Raw genomic sequence first — 21,421 nt, 5'->3', positions numbered from 1 at the left:
AAAGATTCTTGCCAGCCCACCGATGTATAAGTAGCGTCAAGGGTCAAGTTATGGACGACTCTCTCCTGCCAAGCACACCTCAGATCATCGATAATATCGAGGAGGAACTGTGCCTGAACCAGGAGGTCTCCCAGATGAAGTCCTCCGTCCAGGAGATGAAGCAGCGCATGTCGCAGCTTGAGGAGTCCTTTACCCTCACCGAGCGGGTCGGCTTCTCCTCCCAGACATCCGAGCCCAAGCGCCGGGAAATCGAGATGATCGTGACCGCCATCAACGGCCAGATCAACATCATCAAGGACCGCGCCAAGCGTTGGAAGGAGCTGCGCCAGCAGACCGAGCGCCTCCTTGAGCGCTTTCTCAGTGACCACGACGTCCCCTACCGGACCGGCGCCCACATCAAGGTCTTTTACCGCGATCTGCGCAGGAGTCTCGACGAGTTCAACACCGCGATCCGCGAGTTTATCAAGGACCTCGGGCAGGCACGCGCCGCGATGTGCGCCCAGTATGACGCCCAGAACCGCGCCTTTCACGCCAACGCCCATGAGCGCTTTGAAGAGGCGGCCGCCAGCGGCCTGCGCGTGGACCGCGCCATCCGCCATTTCAATCAACTGGCAGACGGCCACACGGACGAAATTCGCCAGACCTACCTTAGCGGGATCACCCTGCCCCGCCTGACCATCCTCCAGGCACGCCAGAGCGTGCAGAACCTGCGCGAGCAGGACATCGCCTCCGCCCATCGGCACATCGACTACGCCATCGAGCGTCTGGAGAAATTTATCGCCACCGAAATGCCCGCCCTCGCCACCGGTATCCAACAGGCAGACTCGGAGCACGACGAGACCACCACCCGCTACGTCGAGCAGTACTGGGAGCAGCTGCGCCACCAGATATGGGTGGATATGCAGCAGGGCATCAGCCACAAATCCCGCCCCGAGCACCAGGGCTCAAAGCTGCGCCTGCGCTGGCGTCCGGAGCCGCGCGACGACGATCGCCACCCGCCTGCTGCGCTCTACCTGGGCTAGTTAAATACCACATCCCCGAGCACACATCCGTGCTCGTAGGCAGATGAGATGGTAGCTTAGCTAAATCCGTATCCAAACATTGGATACGCGTTGCCTCATCAGGAGGCCGGGGATTCTTCAGCCTTCTCCGACTTGTTCTCGGAATCGCCCGCCCCATTCTCAGCGCTGTTTTTCGCAGTAGCCGGTTGCTCCTGGGCTGAGGCGGGTTCCTCTGCTGCCTCTGTGCTCTGCTGAGCCACATCGGCATCGGTCTCCTGTGCGACAGGAGCGCTGGCCTCGCCTTCTGAAACAGCGGCATCCTCCGCCTGCGGGGTATTCGCGCCGACCGGCGGCATCGCTGAGGGCGGTGCCTCACGCGCACCGGGCTTCACACTCAGCTCCATGCGCTCACCGTCACGCTCGATCAGCAAGGGCACAAACTCGTCCGGACGCTGGTAAAACGACGCAATCCGCAGGTCCGCATCCGTTGTAATCGTAAAGTCGCCCATCTCCAGGACCTTGTCGCCGACTTTCAAGCCAGCCTGAGCGGCCGGGCCGGCTTCGACCAGGCCTTCGACTTCGACCCACGGGCCGCTGTCGAGATTGGACTTCTGCCGGGTCTGCAGCCCGAAGTACGCATAGGTGACCTTACCGGAGAAAAGTATGTCGTCGCGGATACGCTGGATGGCGCGCGCAGGCAGGATAAAGGACGAGCGGATCTCAGGCAGAGCTACGATGAGCATCCCGACCAGCGAGCCGTTTACATCAAACACCGGGGAGCCGCCCTCGCCACCGTCGGAGGGGATGTCCGAGCGCAGGTAAATCGTCGGCAGCACGCGCTCGCCGTAGTTGGTGTTCCAGCCGGAGACCAGCCCGAGCGAGGGGCCGGGGTCCTGCCCCAGCTCACACGTCAAGGCGACCAGAAACGAGCCGATCGGCGGCGCGTCTGGCGAGTCACTCAGCCGCAGAAACTGAAAATCCGCCGGCAGGGCAAAAACTTTGATGATCGAGACATTCGTCAGCGGATCGCTGCCGATCAGCTCTGCGGCATAGGCGATACCGTTACGCTCGACCCAGATCCGATCCGCCCCGTAGGTCACGTTCGTATTGGTCAGGATGTGGCCTTCCTTACTGATGTAGAAGCCCGTCCCGATGAATAGCACCGACTTGCCGCCGGGCTGCTTCCCGTCAAAGGCCGCAAACACCTTCACCACGGCCTTTTCGTTGGCCCGGTAAATATCGATGACGCGCTTTTGCAGAGCCAGAGGCCCGCCACTATTCGTGCTCTCAGGAGCCGCCTGGGCGACCCATCCGCTCAAAAAAAAACCAACGCGAGCCCAACTCGCATCCATGCCGTCTTATTCATGACGTAGACCTTAGTAGACGCGTGCTTGAGCAGTGGGGCTTTCGGACCCAAAGCCACCGTCGAACGAGCCGCCGACGTAGTGGACATTGTGGTTCGACTCCACCGGCATGGGGCGGGAAGCCGCTACCATGGTTACGTTTCCGGTATTAGAGGTGCTGTCGCGGCTGTCAAACTGGCCGACCACGAAGGTCGCCTGATGGCTGCCATCGGAAAAGTCCTTGGCCATGCCTGCCACCGGGGCTGCACGGTCCACGCTGACCGGAGCCGAGGCCGTGTACACGGGCTGCTCAGACGGGCCGGACGCCACGTAGGCCGGAAAATGATTGAGGCTGAATGCCACTACAAACGCTGCCGCTGCCGACAACGGCAGAGCAGGGACAAACAACTTGCCGCCAACGGCTTTCAAGCCACGCCACAGAGCGGGCTGAGGTTTAGCGAGAGCCTGCCAGGATTTCTGGTGGAGCTCACGATCAAAGCGTTCCCAATAGGCCTGGTCGGGTTTCTCATAGCGCTTGAGGCGCAGAAGATCTTCGACCGAGACGTGAGAGGATTGAGGCTTTTGATGATCCTGCATAGAATAAAGATTCGGGACTTAGCAGCTATTGTTCCAGATATTCCTTCAAACTGGCCTGAAGCTGCTGCTTCGCATAGTGAAGGCGTGAGCGTACAGTACCCTCCGAGGTCTTGGTGATCTCGGCGATTTCCTGATGGCTTAATCCCTCAATTTCGAACAGCACAACAACAGTCCTATGTTTAAGAGACAATTTCTGGAGCGCTTCGTTCAATTTTTCCTGTAACTCGTGCATCAGCGCCGGTTTATCCGAGCGATTACGGGCCGTCAGCTTCTCCAGGATGTCCGAGCTGTGAACTTCTTCGTCCACTTTTTCCAGGCTCAGAAAGCGGCGCATGCGGTTACGCTTGAGGTGGGTCAGCGTATTGTTGACCGCGATCCGGTACAGCCAGGTGAAAAACGAGGACTTCCCGCGGAAAAGATGGATCGAGCGAAAGGCTTTAATAAAGGCTTCCTGTGCCAGGTCGTTGGCGTCTTCCCGATTACCGGTAAGATTGTAAACCACTGCGTATAAACGCTCCCGGTACTTCACGACGAGTTTGTCGTAGGCCGAGACCTCGCCCGCCTGCACCTGCTTGACCAGAGACATATCGGTATCCGCCTCGGCCGCATGGGATGCAGCCGGGGACGCCAGGGCTCCGGTCATGGCATTACTCTCGGACATAATAATCCGCCAATAACCTAGCAGAAAATTCCCCCAAAGCAAGCTCCGGCTGGAGCCGCATTCGCTGCATAAACCCCATGCGCGCTCGCCCCAATCGGCAGTCTCGCGTGCTCCCCCGCCCTAAACTTCTTTTTTCAGTTTTTTGCCGATGGCGGTGATCATTTTTTTATGCTCGGCGCTGACCGTCGGGTATGCGAGCGGCAGCAGCGAGAGCGAGCGTACGATCGCCTCGGACACCGCCAGCCGCGTGAACCACTTATGGTCCGCCGGGATCACAAACCACGGCGCATGCGAGGTGCTGGTCCTGTTGATGCAGGTCTCATACGCCTCCTGATAGGCATCCCAGTGCTGGCGCTCGGCATAGTCGGCATCGGAGAACTTCCAGTTCTTGTCCGGGTTCTCCACTCGCGCCAGAAAGCGACGGGCCTGCTCCTTTTTCGACAGGTTGAGGAAAAATTTCAGGATGATGGTCCCGTTCTCGACCAGATAGTTCTCAAAGTGGTTAATCTGCTCGTAGCGCTTCTCGTAGACGTCTTCACCGCGGGCAGACGGAGGCAGCTTCTGCCGCTCAAGGATCTCCGGGTGCACCTTGGTGATCAGCACCTCCTCGTAGTGTGAGCGGTTAAAGATCCCGATTTCGCCCCGGCGAGGCAGCGCCTTTATCGACCGCCAGAGGTAGTCGTGGTCGAGTTCCTCGGACGAAGGGGTCTTAAAACTCGTCACCTGGCAGCCCTGCGGATTGACGCCGGACATGACATGCTTGATGACCCCGTCCTTACCCGCCGCGTCCATGGCCTGAAAGATGATCAGCACGCTGTACTTGTCCTGCGCGTAGAGCATATCCTGCAGCTTGCTCAGGCGTTTGACGTTCGCCCGCACCTTGGCCTTGGCCGCCTTTTCGTTTTTGTAGTCGGCGGTAAAGGCCGGATCGAAGTCCTTCTTCAGGCTGATCGGCTTCCCCGGTGGGACCATCACATCCCCGAGTTTGAGTTTCACAGTATCGCTCTCGCCGAGCTTGATGGTGAGAGAGGCATCAGGCTTAAGGGATTTCTTCTTCATGTCAGAAATACTGACACAACGACAGCTCGTAACAAGCCCATAACAACACCCGCACCAACCAGTAAGGCCTGTCACGCGAAACTTGCGCCAGCCCCCGCTTGCCACCGGCATTCTTTACACAGTTGGCCATTGACCCTGTGCCAAAGACCACCGACAAATGTCCGCTTTCCGATGAACACCGACGTATTCGACTATCCGCTGCCCCCGGAACTGATCGCGCAGGTCCCGGCTCAACAGCGGGACGAGTCCCGGCTCATGGTCGTCAATCGCACCACCCGCGAAGTCACGCACACCGTCTTCCGAGAGCTGCCCAAGCACCTGCCGACGGGCACGCGTTTCTTCCGCAACAGCGCATCCGTCTTCAAGGCCCGCCTGCGTGGCCAGCGCGTCACCGGTGGCGCTGTCGAGTGCCTGCTCCTGCACCCCGACCGCGATAAAGACCGCTTCTGGTGCCTGCTCAAGCCCGGTAAAAAGCTCCAGCCCGGCTCCACCTTTTCCGGCCCCGGCTACCTGGCCGAAGTCCTCGACGTGAAGCCTACCGGCGAGCGACTGGTACACTTTTCCGTGGAAGGGGTGGATAAAAACGTCATCGCCCTGACCGACCGCATCGGTGAGGTCCCCCTGCCTCCGTACATTGAGCGCAGCCGCGAGGCCGACCCCTCGCTGCGCCAGCTCGACGAGACACGCTACCAGACCGTTTACGCCGACCCCTCCCACAAGGTCGCAGCTGCCGCCCCCACCGCCGGGCTGCATTTCACCCCGGAGCTGCTGGCCACTGTGGTGCGGGACGGAGCACGCTTCTACGATGTGCGCCTGCATGTCGGGCTCGACACCTTTCAGCCCATCAAGGCCGAGCGCATCGAGGATCACCTCATCCACCGCGAGATTTACGAGATCCCACCTCAGGCCCGGCAGGCCCTCGCCAACAAAGCGGATGGCCCCCGCATAGCTGTCGGCACGACCAGCCTGCGTGCCTGCGAGGACTACACCCGCAAGGCTCCCGCCGGGGCCGACCTGAGCGAGACCTATGTGGGTGAGGCCGACCTCTTCGTCTACCCGCCCGCTGTCTGCTCCAGCGCTGAGGGGCTGATCACAAATTTCCACCTGCCCCGCTCCACCCTGCTGTGTCTGGTCTCGGCTTTCCTGACTCCCGGCAGCACCGACGGGATTAAATGGTTGAAAGAGCTATACGCCGAGGCTATTGCCATGGAGTACAGATTCTACAGTTACGGCGATGCCATGCTCATCCTCGGCTGACGCCAATAAAGCCGCCAATCACAGGCTTTTACACCCTTTTCACAAACTATCATATACTGCTAATTTCTTGCCAAACTCGGGAATATCCCTGAGCTGTTTTGCCTCTCATGTCTGATCACGCCAAACTGAATTTCAGCGAGCTGGTGGAGGAGTACTATACTCCTCTGTACCGCTTCGCGTATTCACTGGCGAAAAACGAGCATGAAGCCTCCGACCTCACACAGCAGACTTTCGTTATTTACGCGGAAAAAGGCGACAGCCTCCGGGATGCCGCCAAGGTCAAGTCGTGGCTCTTCACTACCCTCTACCGTGAGTTCCTGCGCCTGCGCCGTCGATCGGCCAATGTCACTACTCAGGAAAACGAAATTCTTGAAGTGGAAGCCCCGGCCGTCGAGCCCGGCATCGCGCGTACTCTCGATGGCAAAAGCGCTGTCGATGCACTCGACCAGGTCGACGAAGCCTACCGCACACCGCTTACCCTCTTTTACCTTAAGGAGCTCAGCTACAAAGAAATTGCCTCGGTCCTGGATATCCCCATCGGGACCGTCATGTCCAGGCTTTCACGGGGTAAGGCTCAACTCAAAACCATCCTCCTGAGTAACCGCACCGCCTCCTGATCCTTCTGCCGCTAACCAACCATGGACCGAACTGAAGCCAAAGCCATTCTCAGCGCCTACCGCGCGGATATGCCGGATATCGACGAAGCAGTCTTCGCCGAAGCCCTGGCGATGGCTGAGCAGGACCCCGAGCTGGCCCAGTGGTTTGAGGATGAGCAGAACTTTGACGAAATCTTTGCTGGTAAGCTCGCTGACGTTCAGCCCCCCGCCGACCTCAAAGACAAGCTCCTCGCGCTCGACCCCGACCGTAAGACCATACCTTTCCCTGAGCAGTCCGCTCCCGAGCCTGCTGCCTCTTCGCCCATCCCCGGCCAGCGCCCCTGGTGGAAGCGCTCCAGCATCATCTCTATCGCCGCGACTGTGGTCATCCTCTTCGGCTTCGGGGCCATCCTGCTCGACCCGAGCCAGGTCGAGGCCGAGCCCGATCTGGACCAGTACTACGACCGCATCGGCGAGCATTTCGCCCGCGACCCCAAACTCAGCGCAAACGTTTCCGACCTGGACCAGATCCGCCACCAGCTCAACTCCTCCGGGCTGCGTGCCCCCGGCATGCTCCCCCCCAAGGTGGACGCACTGGCCGAGGTCGGTTTTGGAACCTTCGAGATCAACGGTAAGCTCATCAGCTTTATCGAAATGAAGGGGGACGACACCTTCTGCCTCTACCTTTTGGACAAGTCGCTCGGCAAAGGCCGTGTTCCCGATAATGGCATTCCCGTTGTTTTCCAGCGTAAGGATCTTTCCATTATGGCCTGGCAGGGGCCTGAAAATCTCTGCGTGCTAATTGTTCGTGCACCAGTTGCAGAAATGGATGACCTGCTATAGGATGAGGGCTTACAAACCCTAACCTATCAGCATGAGACATATCAAACTCCTCACTGTATTGGCACTTGGCGCGGTGGCATGGCTGCCGGCTCAGGCCGCTCAAACGATCTTCACGATCGATCCGGTTCACTCCGAGGTCGGCTTTAAGGTCCGCCACTTCCTTAACCAGGTGCCCGGCAAGTTCGGTGACTTCAACGGTGAAATCACCGTCAATGAAAGTGACATGACCAAGAGCACGGTCAACGCCACGATCGAGGTCAAGAGCATCGATACCGGTAATGCCAAGCGCAACAACCACCTGATGCAGGATGAGTATTTCGACACAGCGAAATACGGCACCATCACCTTTAAGAGCACCAAGTGGGTGCAGACCGGCGCTGACACCTATGATGTCACCGGCGACCTCACCATGCTCGGCGTGACTAAGCCTGTCGTTCTCAAGGTCAAGTACCTCGGCCAGCAGGAAGGCGTCGGCCCCTACCAGGGTCTGCTCATCAACGGCTGGGAAGCCACCACCGAGATCAAGCGCTCCGAGTGGGGCCTTGACGCTGGCGCTCCTGTCGTCGGTGACGATGTCTCCATCGAGCTGAGCATCCAGGGCCACCACAAGATCGTGGACACCCCCGGACCGAACCCCACCAAGTAAATCTTAAGCGGCCCACACGCCGCTCCCCTTTCTCAAGCCCGGGCCATCCGCCCGGGCTTTTTTTGCGAGCATAGCATCCCATTTCAGTGCGATTGCAGACACTGCCCTTCACAAAACAAACGGAGTCGCCCGTCGCATTCCACACGTGGAGCGATGCCCACTTTCTCATATAAAAAAACGCCGCTGACGTGATGCCAGCGACGTTTGAAGTAAATAGAGAATCAGGCTGAGTCAGCTCAGCGGGCCGTGCGTTTTTTATACACTCGGCGGCTCAGGCAAAACGCGAGCATCCCAACCATGACCGCAGCACTATAGTGGACTGGCTCCGGCACAGTCGCGTATGTAATGCTACCAAAACCAGTGCCGACTTCGATTTCGAAGGGTATCTCGGAAGTGGTGAGCGAATCTATATAGGCGACACTCGAGCTGCCGGTACCACCGTAGTAAAAGCTCAAGCCACCAGCGGTCAGCGTAGTTTCGGTATCCGAATCAAGGCTCAGCGTAAGCAATATGTAAGCCCCCGAATCTACACCTGAGATGCAATCCAGATAAGGTCCATCAGAGATTGAACTATTTGAACTACTGATAGCAGGTGAACTCAGATTTGCCTGACCACCAGTGGATTCGCCACCAACTATGGTATCAATCGACCATGAAACTTCATCGTAAATCAAACCAAACTCAGGAGTGCCAGTCGCTGTCCCCGTGAAGGTGATAAGCTTGTTCACGCTATCCACCGAGTAGGTGAGCTCCGCATGAGCAAGTGCCGTAGCAGCGACACTTAGAACAGCGGCCAGGAATAGTTTTCTCAATAGAAATGACATATAATTACCCTTTTTATTAATTGTTTAACCCCATACGCAGGTATAAATAATTTGCGATGGCTACCACGACAACCCCTTAGAAGTCGTAATGCACACATTTAAGCATTCTAATATAAAGATCCGCACGGCAATACTGCGCTAATGCACGCTAATCGCTCGTGCTTCAGAAGGGGCCACCTACGAGACATGTGCCCTACCCCCGCCAGGTCCAGGCGTGGCAGCAGGCGGCAGCCGCAGCGTCGGACTCATCGAAGGGCAGCTCGGTCAAGAGGCCAAGATGCGCCTTCATCATACTGGCGACCTGCTCCTTACTGGCACGCCCCGCGCCGACCACAGCCTGCTTGATCCGTAGCGGCGCGTATTCATAAACCGGTACACCCCGCATGGCCGCCTGAGCGATGGCCGCTCCACGGGCAGCTCCGAGGATCTGCGCGGTCTGAAAATTCTGCACATAGATCGTCTGTTCCAGGGCCACACAGGCGGGCTCCCGCTGAAGCATCACACTGACCCGCTCCGCGATTTTCCCCAAGCACTCCGGAAAGGTCAGCTTCGGGCGATTGCGGACGGTCTCGCTGGCCAGCAGGCGCGGCGTCTTTCCCCGCCGGAACTCCACCAGCGCCAGCCCGCTACCGCGCAGGCTCGGGTCGATCCCCAACACCAGCCCCTCAAAGGCCACACGTACCCCAGATGCAGGCGTCGCCAGAGCTTTGGCACCCGGAACGGGTTTACCGGACAGCTTGGCCGTCCACAGGTTACGACTGGATTTACGCGCCATGGTTGGGATTGTAGCGGGTTCTACCCTTCCACTCCGCAAGTGGCAAAACAGAAAAGCACGGACGCGTATCGAACAAGCATCCCACCGATCAACGGAACCCAAAGATGAGCTGGAGCTTGTCCTTGAGCCCGGAGCCGAGAGTGGGCTGGCCGTTTTTAATCACGATCGTCTTACGGCAGTTGTCCTTTAAGAGCTCCTCGTTGTAGTTGACCAGCGAGATATCGCCATCGCGGCGCGTCCCGATGTCCTCTGCTGTCAGGGGCGTCCAGCGAATCGGCATGCCCTCGGCGGTGAAGTCCACCTCCCAGCCCGTCAGTCCCTGCGCAGGGATCGGGCGGGTCAGCAGCGCCGGATAGCGCGCGATAAAGTCCGGGGCATCACGGGTGGAAATCTGCAGCGTGAAGGCCACAGGCTGCGCCTGCACCAGCCCCTGCATACTGTTCAACTGCCCGGTCCGCGCCTGCTCAAAAAAGATCAGCGGGCTCATCCCGGTCAGGTTCATCCCGTTGTAGTTGCCGTGGTGGTTTTTACCGCCATAGCGCTTGTACTTGTAAAAGTCCTGAAAGCGATTCGAGTCGCGCAGCCCGATCTCGAAGTGCAGGTGCGAGCGGCTGCGAGGGATGGAGTAACCGCCTGCGGAGTGCCCCATGCGGCCGAGCCGTTGGCCAGCCTCGACACGGATACCGGGCTGGATGTCCGAGTCTACATCCGCCATGTGGGCATACAGGGTGTAGACAGCCACATCGAGGTCCATATGCTCGATCACCACGTAGCGCCCGTAGCTGCTGTTACCCGCGACACGGTTCACATACGCCACGCGTCCGGCCATCACCGCGTAGATCGGGTCCGTCGCATTGCCGTTGCGGTCCTTGCCGATGGGCTTCAGGTCCACGCCCTCGTGGAAACGGGTGCCCCCGTTGCGCACGCAGCCATAGAGGCCGCTTTCAGGCCGCCCGGAGGCCGTCGGCTGAAGCAGGGGCATGATATCCCCCGTCTGAAAATAGCTGCCGTCGGGTGTCGGCCAGTATGCCGGGATCGGCGCGACTGGCTGAGACTGGGCCGCACAGATGGAAGAGACAGAGAGCGCGCATGCACAGGCAACAAGCGCGCCAATGAGCCGCAGGGGATGGATCATATACCGTTGCTCTTTTTCAGGCGGTTCATTTCAAGCAGGCTTTCCTGCATGCTGGCGACGAGCTTCATCAACTCATCGTCGGACAATTCCGTAAAGGTATAGAACACTCCACCCTCCATCGGGCCGTCGATCTGGCGCGCACCGATGGCCTTACCGTCCACAACCGTGATAATCATGCGTCCCTTGTTCGTGACGGAGGTACGGTACAGCTCACGCTGCCCTTCATCATCAAAGTAAAAGCGCATGGCCAGCTTCCCGTTTTGCACCCGGACCAGCTCGACGTTGAGCACGCTCCAGGAGGGAACGATCGGCTTGGAGAAGACGAAGTAGTTCAGCCCGCTTTTGTCCAGAGAAAGCTCCCGACCATGGTCGAGAGTGTTGTAGGAGTTGCCCATCTCCAGATAAAAGCTGGGGAGGTCCGTGAGGTTCTCGTCACAGGCCCCCAAAAAGAAAACGGGCGTGAGCAGTAAGATCCGACACAGAAGAAAGCGGACTAGGCGAATAGACATAGCCCCATGCTTGCACGCCTGCGCCTACAGGCAAGGCGATTCTGCCCCACCGTTCGAACGGATGTACCCGGCTCCGGTACAATATTGCCGCGTAGCGCGCGATTCCGCGCAGACATCCAGCCTCACAACCGGCTGGGGGGAAAAATTGGAGGTGCGGGGCGGAATCGAACCGCCGTATAGGAGTTTTGCAGACTCCGGCCTTACCACTTGGCTACCGCACCCCGTGCGAAAAACCGGTTAGTCTGCGCAAAGCGGCGCACCTTTCAAGCGGTTTTTCACTCAAAGCAGCAAAATGTTTGCCAAGGGGGCCGTTTAGGCAAGAGTCTGGGCGAAATCCTAACCGCCCCTCCTCACTATGAGCTGCACCGTATTTTCTATCGCCAACCAAAAAGGCGGCGTCGGCAAGACCACCACCGCCATCAACCTCGGCTGGGCCCTGGCCGAGCGTAAAGTCCCCACCCTCCTCATCGACCTCGACCCGCAGGCCAATGCCACCAGCGCCCTGGGCTTTGAGAAGACCCCCGGCTCCAGCCTCTACGGTGCCCTGCACGGAGACGGCGCGGCCGAGGAGCGCGTTATCGAGACCCGCCAGAAGAACCTCTTTCTCATCGGCTCCGAGGTGGACCTCGCCGCCATCGAGATCGAGCTGGGCCAGCAGGAGGACTACCTCATCCGCCTGCGCGATGTTTTAAAGCCTCTGCGTGAGTCCGGCAAGTACCGGGCCATCATCCTGGACTGCCCGCCCGCCCTGGGCATGATCTCCATGAACGGCCTCGCCGCTGCCGACTACCTACTGGTCGCGCTCCAGTGCGAGTACCTCGCCATGGAGGGTCTCGGCCAGATCATGAACGTGGTCGAGCAGCTCACCAGCGCGGGCGTCAACCCCGGCCTCGCCGTCGGTGGCGTCGTCATGACCATGTACGATAAGCGCACCAACCTCTCGCGCCAGGTCGTACAGGAGGTCAAGGAGCACCTCGGCGACCTGGTCTTCGACACCTGCATCCCGCGCACCGTCCGCCTCTCCGAGGCCCCCAGCTTTGGCCAGTCGATCTTCGAGTACGAGCGCCTCGGCGCCGGCTCCCACGCCTACAAGAAGTTCGCCAAGGAGTTCATCAAACGCTTCGACCTGAAGTAAGGTTGAATGGATGAAGACAACTATAGCAGCTACTTGCTTTTTGCACTGATTACGCTCGTCCCGATGGGGCTCGTGTTTCTTGTGTTTTCTTTGGCCCGGGATCGTAACGGGAAACGATACGGCCTTAAAGGCATGGCAAAGCTCTGGCTGGCTGCATTCGGCTTCATTTTTCTCGTATCCATGTACCATTTTATCCGACCGGATTGGCGGTGGAAACCTCCTTTCCTATTGGTTGGAATTGGCACTGGCATACTTGCCCTATTGATCAACAAGCTTTTACGAAGCCCCAGGGTACTCATAGAAGAGAACAACGAGTATGATGAGGCAGACGAATACCACCATGAAGATGATGATCGACTCCTCTGTGAAGCCCGCCCATCCGACAGTCCTCCTCAGGGTTTCTGGTCACTGCTGAACTCCATATCTTGCTTGACGTTTATTTTTCTCACCCTCACGGCAATTATCGGCAGCTGGATCATGGGAGGAGAAGAATACTGGAAAAAACACCACCCCGTTGACATCATCCTAGGAGTAACATGGATACTGTGTGGATTTTATATGTTCACATACTATCTGCTAAATTCCTCGATAAGTCTTATTCTGAAAATCGCCTGGGTAGGCGTGTCAGTTGTGCTTGCCGTATCTATCGTGATTTTGCTTCTGTAATCCCTGCACCGTATCACCTATTCATGTCCGACGATCTCCACGCCTTTCAGGAACGCATCGGGTACGCCTTTCGGGATACCTCGCTGCTGGAGCGTGCGTTGACGCATCCCTCGCTGCTGGCCGACGGCACCAGCTGGCATAACCAGCGCATGGAGTTCCTCGGGGACTCGGTGCTGGCGCTCATTCTGGCCGAGCAATTGTTTAAACTTTTCCCCGGTGAACGCGAGGGGCACCTCGCGAGGGCCCGCTCCGCCCTGGCCAAGGGTCAGCACCTGGCCGACATCGCCCGCGACCTGCATCTGAGCGAAGTCCTCCGCCTGAGCGAGCAGGAGGAAAAGGCCGGTGGCCGAGAGCGCAACTCCAGCCTGGAGGACGCCCTGGAGGCCGTGGTGGCGGCGGTCTATCTCGACAGTGATTTCCAGACCGCCCGGCGCACGGTCCTCCCCTGGTACGGCGACATCCGCGCCCGCACCGAGAGGCTGCTCCGCGAGGACAACCCCAAGGGTCGCCTGCAGGAGCTTATCCAGGGTAACAGCCCCGACACCACGATCGAGTACGACCTCGTCCACAGCGAGGGGCCCGACCATGCCCTCACCTTTATCATGGAGCTGCGCGTGGGCGGTAAGGTCTGCGGCATGGGCCAGGGCCGCTCGAAAAAGGACGCCGAGGAAAACGCCGCCCGCGAAGCCCTTGAGGCATTCGCCCAGCGCTAAGCGCGCCCAAGACGCTCTATTTTATAAAAGACATGTCTTGAATCCGCTTTCCGGAGGATTTGAGAAGGGCTTGGCTGGATGCTTGCCATCGGCAGCACTTGATATATAAATGCAGGTTTTGCCTCCGACGGCGCCAACCATACTTAAACCGTTACTCCCATGTTTACCTCCCGCGACTCAGTTCGTCGGCTCTTTTGCCTCAGTCTGTCCACCGCTGCCCTCGGGCTGCCCATCGCCGCTAGAGCTGCTGATGCGCCCGCGCCGACACCCGTCAACAAGCTGGGCATCCCGGTCTTTGAGGAGCAGCTCGTCATAACCGGCTCCCCCGTCAAGGTCGAGATAGCCCCAGTCTACGAGGACAAAGAGTGGGCCTTTACCGCTCGCTGGGACGACAACAACGCCAACTCCCTCAACATGCACAAGGCCATGGCCGAGATTGGCATGCAGGGCAGTTTTTACCTCAACGGCTCCTGGGGCCGTAAGGGGCAAGCCGAGTTCGCGCAGCAGCTGAACACCGAGGGCTGCAGCGTCGCCGGGCACACCGTCACGCACTACTTCCTGCCTACCCTCAACGCCAACGCCCTTTTCTACGAAATCCTCTTCAACCGCATTGAGCGTGAGAGCGATGTGGACCGCCCGCTGACCTCCTTCGCCTTCCCCTACGGGCGCTATCAGGATCGCGACGATCCGCTCGCCATCGACCGCATCACCGAGGCCTGGATCCGCAGCGGCTACCACCAAAACGTCTACGAGGGCTTTGTCCTCAACAATGCCGAAATGCCCGAGGGCTATGCCTCCACCGCGAATCAGGTGCGACCCGGCGACCGCAAGATCGAGGCGGACAAGTTCCACAAGCAGATGGACAAAATCCTCTCCAACCCCGAGCCCTACCGCAAAAAGTCGCACGCGATCAACGTAGGCGTCCACGCCTGGCAGCCCGCCGAGGAGCTGGTCAAGTTCAAGGAAGTTCTGAGCCAATACACCGGGCGCGATGACTTCTGGTACTGCGACCAGACCCAGCTCGCCTCCTACATGCTCCAGGCTTCGCAGACTCAGATCACGCCCGTCCCCGGCCACAAGGACCAGTTTGAGATCACGCGCCCCACTGCCGCCTTTGCCGGAGATCCCATCCCCTTGACCCTGCGCCTGAAAGGCCCCAAGCCCGAAAAGGTCCAGCTCGACGGTCAGGTGCTGGATGTCCAGCCCGGCTCAGACGCCGACACCTGGCTCGTCAATCTCCCCTTCCCGGCCTCCCAGCCCGTGCCCAGCCAGATCGACTGGTCCTCCAACGGCCCCGGCTTCGCCAAGGAAGGCCACACCCAGAGTAAATTCCCCGGCCTCACGGCTACGCTGGAGCGTACGGCCACCGAGGGCTGGTCCCTCTCGCTCGACAATGCTGGCACCCAGCCCCTGAGCGACATCAGCGTCACCCTGCGCCTGCCCCGCCTCTACAAGGACGGCCTGCGCGAGGTTAGCCTCCCGGCCCTTGCCGACGGTAAATCCACCCAGTTCGACTTCCCGGCCCTCCAGCTCAGCAGCGAGCCCGCCGACCGCGACGGCCCGGTCTTTGCCGCCGCGCAGATCGACTTCATCCAGGGCGATAAAGCTGGCCGCCTCTACGCGGTCTACCTCGATGCGCCCGACACCACCAGCGCCCCGGGCTCCCGCGATGGCGTCGCCGCAGTCGGCCCCATTGTGAAGGCTGATTTTGATTTCGAGAAGTTGATCCCCCTCAGCGAGCTGGACGCCCCGCTCACCCCCCTCAACGACAGCCCCCTGGGTAAGTGGCACCCCCTCAGCGATGACCAGCACCAGATTGTGATCCGCGACCGCTTCGTCACGCTGGTCAAGGGCGAAGACTGGCGCAAGGCCGCCGACCCCGTGAAAAACGAGCCCGCCTATATCGCCGCCGTGGCCGACATCTATCTGGACAGCAAGGCCCCCCTTAAGGTCCAAACCAGCAGACTGCTCGCCTACGCCGCCGTGGACGGCAAACCGGTCGAGCTGACGAACGGCGAGACCCCCTCTCTCGACGAGGGTGACCACCGTGTGCTGCTCGTTTTTGATACCGAGGGTAAGAACCCCTCCTACCGGGAAACACCACAACTGCTCGTGCTTACCGCTGGTGACAAGCCCGTGACCTGGCTGCCCGCGCCCATCGCTGAATGAAGCCGGTATGTCTGCCTGAGTCTTTTCATTCCCTGCTGATTACCGGCGCGGCCGATGCCGCCGTACCCGCCCTGACCGAGGAGCTCCTCTGCGAGGAGCCAGCTCCGGCTACCGTTCTGCTGGCTCACGACTGGAAGTCCCTCGAATCCTGGACGGACGCTCTGGAGCTCTTTGCCGGGTGGAGTGGCCGCCCGCTCCCCCGTATCGAGCGCCTGCCCGATCTGGGCAGCCTGGAGGACGACGATCCGCGCGCCTTCGAGCTGCGCTGCGACACCATCGCCGCCCTCACCGCCCTGCGGGAGGCAAATGCCCTCTCACCGGTCGTCCTTGCAGGGACACCGGCCAGCCTGCTTCAGTCCTGCCCCGACCCCAAGACCATGAGCCGGGGCCAGCTTAAGCTCAAGCCCGGCCAGCGTACCTCCCTCACCGCCCTCTCCGAGCGACTCGCCACCGAGCTCGGCTACGACGCCGAGGCGGTCTGCGAAACCCCCGGGCAGTACGCCGTCCGCGGCGGCCTGATCGATGTTTACCCGCTAAACGCCTCAGCCCCGCTGCGCATCGACTTCTTCGGCGACGAAATCGAGTCCATCCGCACCTACGATCCGACCACGCAGCGTTCCGAGGACACTGTCGATCAGCTCATAATCGCCTCCGCCCAAGCCGGGCTGGAGGGCAAGCGCAAGGCCACTGTCCTAGACTATCTCCCGGACAATGTCCGCTGGGTCCTTCGCCAGCCCGACAAGCTCGAGTCGTCCTTTACCGACCTTTTCCAGATCCCGGAAAACATCGCCGCCCCTGCGCGGAACTTCCAGACGGTGATCAATCGCCGCACCGACAAGCCCGACCACTGGGTCGGCCTGACCGATGTCGAGAGCGCGCAGCGCCTCTTCCCGGAGCAGACACAGAGCCGCACCGTGGTCACGGAGTCACTGGAGAACTACCGCACCTTTGCCGACACCGACAAGCTCGGGATCGTCCGCGTCGCCGCCGGGAACGAGTCCCGCGAGAAATTCCTGAAGCAGCTCGCCACCTGGCAGGCTGACGGGCACCAGCTCCACTTCGTCTGCCGCACCGAGGGCGAGGAGACGCGCCTGCGCGAAATTCTTGGCGAGATCCCCGGCGCCAAAACGCTCAAGGCAGACTTCCTGCGCGGTAACCTGCCCGAGGGCTTCCGACTCGACGACGGGGCGCAAAAGGTCGTCTACGCCACCGAGTCCGAGGTCGCAGGCCGCCAGCGGCTCTACGTCAGCCGGCGCCGCCGTAAGCTCCCCGAGCGCCAGCAGGTGGACCAGATGCTCGACTTTTCCGAGCTCGCCAACGGCGACTACCTCGTCCACCTCCAGCACGGCGTCTGCATCTTTCGCGGCCTCCAGCGTCTCGACACCGGCAAGAAGCAGGAGGAGGTCATCTCGCTGGAGTTCGACGAGGGCATCACCCTGCACGTACGCCTGCACGAGAGCCACCTGCTCAGCCGCTACGTCGGCCTGAGCAAGCGCGCCCCCAAGCTCGGCCGTCTTGGCAGTAACGCCTGGGACAAAACCCGCCGCGCCGCCGAGCGCGCCACCCTCGACCTCGCCGCCCAGCTTCTCTCCCTCCAGGCCGAGCGAAACGCACGCCCCGGCTACGCCTTTTCTTCCGACCAGCCCTGGCAGCACTCCTTTGAGGATGCCTTCCCCTTCCGCGAGACACCGGACCAGCTCACCGCCATCGACCAGACCAAGGCCGACATGGAAAAGCCTCAGCCGATGGACCGCCTCATCTGCGGCGACGTCGGCTTCGGGAAGACCGAGGTCGCCCTGCGCGCCGCCATGAAGGCCGTCCTCGACGGCAAGCAGGTCGCCGTCATGCTCCCGACCACGGTCCTGTGCCAGCAGATGTTTAACAACTTTAAGGAGCGCTTCGCCGACTACCCGATCACGGTGGAGATGCTCAGCGGATTCCGCACCGCCCGGCAGCAGACCGAGGTGCGCCGCCAGCTCAAGCAGGGTGACATCGACATCGTGGTCGGCACCCACAGCCTCATCGGCAAGGCCGTTAAATTCCGCGATCTGGGGCTGCTCATCATCGACGAGGAGCACCGCTTCGGCGTGCGCCAGAAGGAAAAGCTCAAGATCATGCGGCACGACATCGACGTGCTCAGCATGAGCGCCACCCCCATCCCGCGCACCCTTTACTTTGCGCTGGTCGGCGCCCGCGAGATGAGCGTGATCGAGACGCCCCCGCGCGACCGCCTGCCCATCCAGACCATCGTCAAGGCCTACGAGCCCAAGCTGATCAAGGAAGCGGTCGAGTTCGAGATCAAGCGCGGTGGCCAGGTCTTTTACCTGCACAACCGTGTCCAGACCATCGAGGCTGTCTCCCTGCGCCTACAGGAGATGGTGCCCGACCTGCGCGTCGCCGTCGGCCATGGGCAGATGGAGCCCGGCGAGCTGGAGGAGATCATGACGCGCTTCGTGGCCGGGGAGTTCGACGTGCTGGTCTGCACGACAATCATCGAGTCCGGCCTCGATATCCCCAACTGCAACACCATCATCATCGAGGGCGCGGACCGCTTTGGGCTGTCCCAGCTTTATCAGCTGCGTGGGCGCGTCGGACGCTTCAACCGCCAGGCCTTCGCCTACCTGCTGCTGCACCGCCACACCCGCCTGCTCGACGTGGCCCGCAAGCGCCTCGGAGCGATCCGGCAGTTTAACCAGCTCGGGGCCGGATTCCGCATCGCCATGCGCGACCTGGAGCTACGCGGCGCCGGTAATATCCTCGGAGCCCAACAGAGCGGCCACATCGCCGGAGTGGGCTTCGACCTGTACTGCCAGCTGCTGCGCCAGAGCGTGGCCCGCCTCAAGGGAGACAGCACCGCGGCCCTCATCCGCGCCAACGTCCGGCTGGACTTCGTGCTGGTGGGTGAGTACCGCGAGGGCGAGGAGCCCCTGCAGGAGACTCCCGACCGCTTCCACGCCCTCAAGGCCGATGAGCTCTCCGACAAACGCGGCGAAACCGTCGAGGCCTTCATCCCCGTCGCCTATATCGGTGAAGCCCGTCTGCGCATCGATTTTTACCGCCGTCTGGCCCTCGCCTCAAACCTGGAGCAGATCACCGAGGCCGCCGCCGAGATGAAGGACCGCTTCGGCCCATGGCCCGAAGCCGTCAAGTGCCTCATAAAAATGACGGAAATTCGCGCTCTGGCTGAACGAAATGGCATCAGCCTCGTCGAAACAGAAGGAAACCGCCTAAAATGCCGTCTGGCCAACGCCCGTGAGGGGTCTTATCTACAGATCGGTAACCGGTTTCCCCGCTTGACCGCGAAAAAACCGCTAGCTAAGTTGAACGAAATTCAGACTTTTCTAAAAACCACCCAAAACCGGACACCGGCCTGAGCCTGTCCGGCCTGATTTTTTTTATCCGCATGATGAAGTTTTCCACCCTCACCCTTTGCGCCGGTCTCATGGTCGCATCATACGGGCTGCACGCGCAACTGGCGAACCCCCAAGCCTCCCAGAAAAACCAGTGGGACCTCAAGTTTACCAACGGGATCGCCGCTCAGGTCGAGGACAAGATCATCACGCTGGAGGAGCTGCGCAAGGAAGTCACCCCACTCATCCCCCAGATCCGCATGAACTCGCGCACGCGCTTTGAGTTCGACAAGAACATCGCCATCGTCACCCGCGAAATCCTCCAGAACCTCGTCGACCGCATCCTCATCATCCGCGACTTTTACGACAAGGGCGCCCACATCCCGGACACCTACCTCCAGAAGGAGTACGACGACTACATCACCAAGGAATTTAACGGTGACCGCTCGGCCTTCCTCGACTTCCTCCGGATTCAGGGAAAAAGCGAGATGGACTTCCGCGATCAGCTCAAGGACGACATCATCGTCTCCTACATGCGCATGCAGTCCTTGCCCTCCCAGACCGCAGTCAGCCCCAAGAAAATCGAAGAGTACTACCAGAAGAACAAGAGCCGCTACTTTGAGGAGGAGGGCGTGGACCTGAGCATGATCATGCTCGTGCCCATCGCCGGGGAAAATCCCGACCTGCTCCAGCAGACCGCTAACGAAATCATCCAAAAGCTCGAAGCTGGCGAGGACTTCGCCGAGCTGGCCAAGACCTACAGCCAGGATGACCAGCGCGACGAAGGCGGCGACTGGGGCTGGATCAACCGCGCCGACCTCATCCCCCAACTCGCAGACCAGGCCTTTGCCCTCGATAAGGGCGGATACTCCCAGCCCATTCAGGTCGAAGACTACATTTACATCCTCAAGGTCAAGGACAAGCGCGAGGCCGGCATCAAGGAGCTGGAGAAAGTCCGCGGCGACATCGAGCAGGAGATCACCGCCCAGCTCGCCCGCCAGGCCCAGCAACGCTGGATCGAACGCCTGCGCAAGAATGCCTACATCAAGTACTTCCTGAAGGAAGCCGGCGGCATGAGAAGCTCCCCCGGCACCATGCAGATGAAGCTCGGCGCCAACGGTGCCGACAGCTAAGCCGGTAACAAAGTAACCGCGAGCCGAGCGCTCCCCGCTTTGGGGTCTGTTCAGGTGAACAGGTCCGATACAGGAAGGCCGGAAAGAACGAAAGTCTGGGCGCTCGCCCCTTTCCGTTCTTTCCGGCCTTTCTTGTTTTATCCCTTCCCTACCCCCCTAAAAAACAAATGACGTCGGCCGCACAAAGGCGAACCGACGTCACTTGGTTTGGGGTAAAGGTTTGAAAGAACCTTACATCGCGGCGCCGAAGAAGTGGCGGACACGCGCGACCGCGTAGTCGCGGTTCATCTGAGCGATGAAGTCGAGCGTGATTCCCTTCGGGCAGACGGCCTGACACTCACCGTAGTTCGTGCAGTTACCGAAGCCCTGCTCGTCCATGGCCTTGACCATGGCGAGTGAGCGGCGGTCCTTCTCGGGCTGCCCCTGCGGGAGCAGGTTCAGCTGCGAGCACTTGGCCGAGGTGAAGAGCATAGCCGCGCCATTCGGGCAAGCTGCCACACAGGCACCACAGCCGATGCAGGCCGCCGCGTCCATGGCCTTGTCGGCGATGGGCTTGGCGATCGGAATCTCGTTGGCGTCCTGAGGGCTACCGGTACGGGCGGTGATAAAGCCACCCGCCTGGATGATCGTGTCAAAGGCCGTGCGGTCCACGATCAGGTCCTTGATGACCGGGAAGGGCTTCGCACGCCACGGCTCGATCGTGATGGTGTCGCCGTCGTGATAGTGCCGCATGTGCAGCTGGCAGACCGTGGTGGCCCGCTCGGGACCGTGGGCCATGCCGTTGATAACGAGCGAGCACATCCCGCAGATACCTTCGCGGCAGTCGTGGTCAAAGGCCACCGGCTCTTCGCCCTTTGCGACGAGTTGCTCGTTCAGAATGTCGAGCATCTCCAGGAACGAGGAGTCTTCGCTCACGTCCTTCAGTTCGTAGTTGGCGAACTTGCCGGGCGTCTCGCTGTCTTTCTGTCTCCAGACTCTAAGGTGCAGATCCATAGTAAAACTTTGCTAA

At 60.3% G+C, this 21,421-nt stretch carries 20 protein-coding genes and 1 tRNA gene; 11 read left to right on the top strand and 10 right to left on the bottom strand.

The features are described 5' to 3' along the window. Positions 1–50 precede the first annotated feature (50 nt). Complete coding sequence (locus tag K0V07_RS10600; protein ID WP_220621361.1) at positions 51–1,022, top strand: LXG domain-containing protein; 972 nt, start codon at positions 51–53, stop codon at positions 1,020–1,022. 98 nt (positions 1,023–1,120) lie between these two features. On the opposite strand, the gene K0V07_RS10595 is transcribed toward K0V07_RS10600, so the two are convergent. The 4 genes from K0V07_RS10595 to K0V07_RS10580 form a co-directional block, all read right to left on the bottom strand. Next, the gene (locus K0V07_RS10595) at positions 1,121–2,320 is read right to left on the bottom strand and encodes a S1C family serine protease (protein WP_220621360.1); all 1,200 of its coding nucleotides are present in this window, start codon (positions 2,318–2,320) and stop codon (positions 1,121–1,123) included. Positions 2,321–2,377: 57 nt separating this feature from the next. Then, positions 2,378–2,941: a hypothetical protein gene (locus K0V07_RS10590; protein WP_220621359.1), complete on the bottom strand. Its 564-nt coding sequence runs from the start codon at positions 2,939–2,941 to the stop codon at positions 2,378–2,380. A 25-nt stretch (positions 2,942–2,966) separates the two neighbouring features. Then, positions 2,967–3,584: a sigma-70 family RNA polymerase sigma factor gene (locus K0V07_RS10585; RefSeq protein WP_220621358.1), complete on the bottom strand. Its 618-nt coding sequence runs from the start codon at positions 3,582–3,584 to the stop codon at positions 2,967–2,969. A 138-nt stretch (positions 3,585–3,722) separates the two neighbouring features. Next, entirely contained in the window at positions 3,723–4,661 is a 939-nt protein-coding gene (locus tag K0V07_RS10580; protein ID WP_220621357.1) for a polyphosphate kinase 2 family protein, read from the bottom strand. Positions 4,662–4,832: 171 nt separating this feature from the next. Between K0V07_RS10580 and queA the strand changes: the two genes are divergently transcribed. From queA to K0V07_RS10560, 4 genes are all read left to right on the top strand, one after another. Next, entirely contained in the window at positions 4,833–5,918 is a 1,086-nt protein-coding gene (gene queA / locus K0V07_RS10575) for a tRNA preQ1(34) S-adenosylmethionine ribosyltransferase-isomerase QueA (protein ID WP_220621356.1), read from the top strand. A 107-nt stretch (positions 5,919–6,025) separates the two neighbouring features. Further along, positions 6,026–6,535 carry an RNA polymerase sigma factor gene (locus tag K0V07_RS10570; protein WP_220621355.1) on the top strand — a complete coding sequence of 170 codons (510 nt, stop codon included), beginning with the start codon at positions 6,026–6,028 and terminating at the stop codon, positions 6,533–6,535. Between the two features lie 21 nt (positions 6,536–6,556). Then, a complete protein-coding gene (locus K0V07_RS10565) occupies positions 6,557–7,357 on the top strand; it encodes a hypothetical protein (RefSeq protein ID WP_220621354.1) in 801 nt (266 codons plus the stop codon). Positions 7,358–7,388: 31 nt separating this feature from the next. Continuing rightward, positions 7,389–8,003 (top strand): YceI family protein, encoded by a 615-nt coding sequence (locus K0V07_RS10560; RefSeq protein WP_220621353.1) that lies wholly within the window; start codon positions 7,389–7,391, stop codon positions 8,001–8,003. Positions 8,004–8,239: 236 nt separating this feature from the next. Here K0V07_RS10560 and K0V07_RS10555 read toward each other — a convergent pair whose 3' ends face one another. The 5 genes from K0V07_RS10555 to K0V07_RS10535 form a co-directional block, all read right to left on the bottom strand. After that, a complete protein-coding gene (locus K0V07_RS10555; RefSeq protein ID WP_220621352.1) occupies positions 8,240–8,827 on the bottom strand; it encodes a hypothetical protein in 588 nt (195 codons plus the stop codon). A gap of 193 nt (positions 8,828–9,020) precedes the next feature. Then, positions 9,021–9,602, bottom strand: a complete 582-nt coding sequence (locus K0V07_RS10550; RefSeq protein ID WP_220621351.1) for a crossover junction endodeoxyribonuclease RuvC — start codon at positions 9,600–9,602, stop codon at positions 9,021–9,023. 88 nt (positions 9,603–9,690) lie between these two features. Continuing rightward, positions 9,691–10,737 carry a M23 family metallopeptidase gene (locus K0V07_RS10545; protein ID WP_220621350.1) on the bottom strand — a complete coding sequence of 349 codons (1,047 nt, stop codon included), beginning with the start codon at positions 10,735–10,737 and terminating at the stop codon, positions 9,691–9,693. Then, positions 10,734–11,246: a hypothetical protein gene (locus K0V07_RS10540; protein ID WP_220621349.1), complete on the bottom strand. Its 513-nt coding sequence runs from the start codon at positions 11,244–11,246 to the stop codon at positions 10,734–10,736. Before K0V07_RS10540 ends, K0V07_RS10545 begins: the two co-directional genes overlap by 4 nt. Positions 11,247–11,392: 146 nt before the next feature. After that, a tRNA-Cys gene (locus K0V07_RS10535) sits at positions 11,393–11,467 on the bottom strand. 134 nt (positions 11,468–11,601) lie between these two features. Between K0V07_RS10535 and K0V07_RS10530 the strand changes: the two genes are divergently transcribed. The 6 genes from K0V07_RS10530 (at position 11,602) to K0V07_RS10505 (ending at position 20,412) form a co-directional block, all read left to right on the top strand. Continuing rightward, positions 11,602–12,381, top strand: a complete 780-nt coding sequence (locus tag K0V07_RS10530) for a ParA family protein (protein WP_220621348.1) — start codon at positions 11,602–11,604, stop codon at positions 12,379–12,381. A gap of 6 nt (positions 12,382–12,387) precedes the next feature. Next, positions 12,388–13,047, top strand: coding sequence for a hypothetical protein (locus K0V07_RS10525; RefSeq protein WP_220621347.1), 660 nt, complete (start codon positions 12,388–12,390; stop codon positions 13,045–13,047). Positions 13,048–13,070: 23 nt separating this feature from the next. Continuing rightward, entirely contained in the window at positions 13,071–13,760 is a 690-nt protein-coding gene (rnc, locus tag K0V07_RS10520; protein ID WP_220621346.1) for a ribonuclease III, read from the top strand. A 159-nt stretch (positions 13,761–13,919) separates the two neighbouring features. After that, complete coding sequence (locus K0V07_RS10515) at positions 13,920–15,929, top strand: polysaccharide deacetylase family protein (protein ID WP_220621345.1); 2,010 nt, start codon at positions 13,920–13,922, stop codon at positions 15,927–15,929. Next, complete coding sequence (gene mfd, locus K0V07_RS10510) at positions 15,926–19,303, top strand: transcription-repair coupling factor (protein ID WP_220621344.1); 3,378 nt, start codon at positions 15,926–15,928, stop codon at positions 19,301–19,303. Before K0V07_RS10515 ends, mfd begins: the two co-directional genes overlap by 4 nt. Positions 19,304–19,332: 29 nt before the next feature. Continuing rightward, a complete protein-coding gene (locus K0V07_RS10505) occupies positions 19,333–20,412 on the top strand; it encodes a peptidyl-prolyl cis-trans isomerase (RefSeq protein WP_220621343.1) in 1,080 nt (359 codons plus the stop codon). A 231-nt stretch (positions 20,413–20,643) separates the two neighbouring features. Here K0V07_RS10505 and K0V07_RS10500 read toward each other — a convergent pair whose 3' ends face one another. Further along, positions 20,644–21,405 carry a succinate dehydrogenase/fumarate reductase iron-sulfur subunit gene (locus K0V07_RS10500; protein WP_220621342.1) on the bottom strand — a complete coding sequence of 254 codons (762 nt, stop codon included), beginning with the start codon at positions 21,403–21,405 and terminating at the stop codon, positions 20,644–20,646. Positions 21,406–21,421 lie beyond the last annotated feature (16 nt).

The sequence above is a fragment of the Ruficoccus sp. ZRK36 genome (assembly GCF_019603315.1).
In the GTDB taxonomy this organism is placed as follows: Bacteria; Verrucomicrobiota; Verrucomicrobiia; order Opitutales; family Cerasicoccaceae; genus Ruficoccus.
Note: the sequence above shows the minus strand (reverse complement) of the source record. Positions and strands in the feature narration are given on the sequence as shown.

What these genes read in the sequence shown, in the direction of transcription:
- K0V07_RS10600 (WP_220621361.1), top strand. Translation starts at nt 51, where the DNA reads ATGGACGACTCTCTCCTGCCAAGCACACCTCAGATCATCGATAATATC.
- K0V07_RS10590 (WP_220621359.1), bottom strand. Translation starts at nt 2,941, where the DNA reads ATGCAGGATCATCAAAAGCCTCAATCCTCTCACGTCTCGGTCGAAGAT.
- K0V07_RS10585 (WP_220621358.1), bottom strand. Translation starts at nt 3,584, where the DNA reads ATGACCGGAGCCCTGGCGTCCCCGGCTGCATCCCATGCGGCCGAGGCG.
- K0V07_RS10580 (WP_220621357.1), bottom strand. Translation starts at nt 4,661, where the DNA reads ATGAAGAAGAAATCCCTTAAGCCTGATGCCTCTCTCACCATCAAGCTC.
- queA (WP_220621356.1), top strand. Translation starts at nt 4,833, where the DNA reads ATGAACACCGACGTATTCGACTATCCGCTGCCCCCGGAACTGATCGCG.
- K0V07_RS10570 (WP_220621355.1), top strand. Translation starts at nt 6,026, where the DNA reads ATGTCTGATCACGCCAAACTGAATTTCAGCGAGCTGGTGGAGGAGTAC.
- K0V07_RS10565 (WP_220621354.1), top strand. Translation starts at nt 6,557, where the DNA reads ATGGACCGAACTGAAGCCAAAGCCATTCTCAGCGCCTACCGCGCGGAT.
- K0V07_RS10560 (WP_220621353.1), top strand. Translation starts at nt 7,389, where the DNA reads ATGAGACATATCAAACTCCTCACTGTATTGGCACTTGGCGCGGTGGCA.
- K0V07_RS10555 (WP_220621352.1), bottom strand. Translation starts at nt 8,827, where the DNA reads ATGTCATTTCTATTGAGAAAACTATTCCTGGCCGCTGTTCTAAGTGTC.
- K0V07_RS10550 (WP_220621351.1), bottom strand. Translation starts at nt 9,602, where the DNA reads ATGGCGCGTAAATCCAGTCGTAACCTGTGGACGGCCAAGCTGTCCGGT.
- K0V07_RS10545 (WP_220621350.1), bottom strand. Translation starts at nt 10,737, where the DNA reads ATGATCCATCCCCTGCGGCTCATTGGCGCGCTTGTTGCCTGTGCATGC.
- K0V07_RS10540 (WP_220621349.1), bottom strand. Translation starts at nt 11,246, where the DNA reads ATGTCTATTCGCCTAGTCCGCTTTCTTCTGTGTCGGATCTTACTGCTC.
- K0V07_RS10530 (WP_220621348.1), top strand. Translation starts at nt 11,602, where the DNA reads ATGAGCTGCACCGTATTTTCTATCGCCAACCAAAAAGGCGGCGTCGGC.
- K0V07_RS10525 (WP_220621347.1), top strand. Translation starts at nt 12,388, where the DNA reads ATGGATGAAGACAACTATAGCAGCTACTTGCTTTTTGCACTGATTACG.
- rnc (WP_220621346.1), top strand. Translation starts at nt 13,071, where the DNA reads ATGTCCGACGATCTCCACGCCTTTCAGGAACGCATCGGGTACGCCTTT.
- K0V07_RS10515 (WP_220621345.1), top strand. Translation starts at nt 13,920, where the DNA reads ATGTTTACCTCCCGCGACTCAGTTCGTCGGCTCTTTTGCCTCAGTCTG.
- mfd (WP_220621344.1), top strand. Translation starts at nt 15,926, where the DNA reads ATGAAGCCGGTATGTCTGCCTGAGTCTTTTCATTCCCTGCTGATTACC.
- K0V07_RS10505 (WP_220621343.1), top strand. Translation starts at nt 19,333, where the DNA reads ATGATGAAGTTTTCCACCCTCACCCTTTGCGCCGGTCTCATGGTCGCA.
- K0V07_RS10500 (WP_220621342.1), bottom strand. Translation starts at nt 21,405, where the DNA reads ATGGATCTGCACCTTAGAGTCTGGAGACAGAAAGACAGCGAGACGCCC.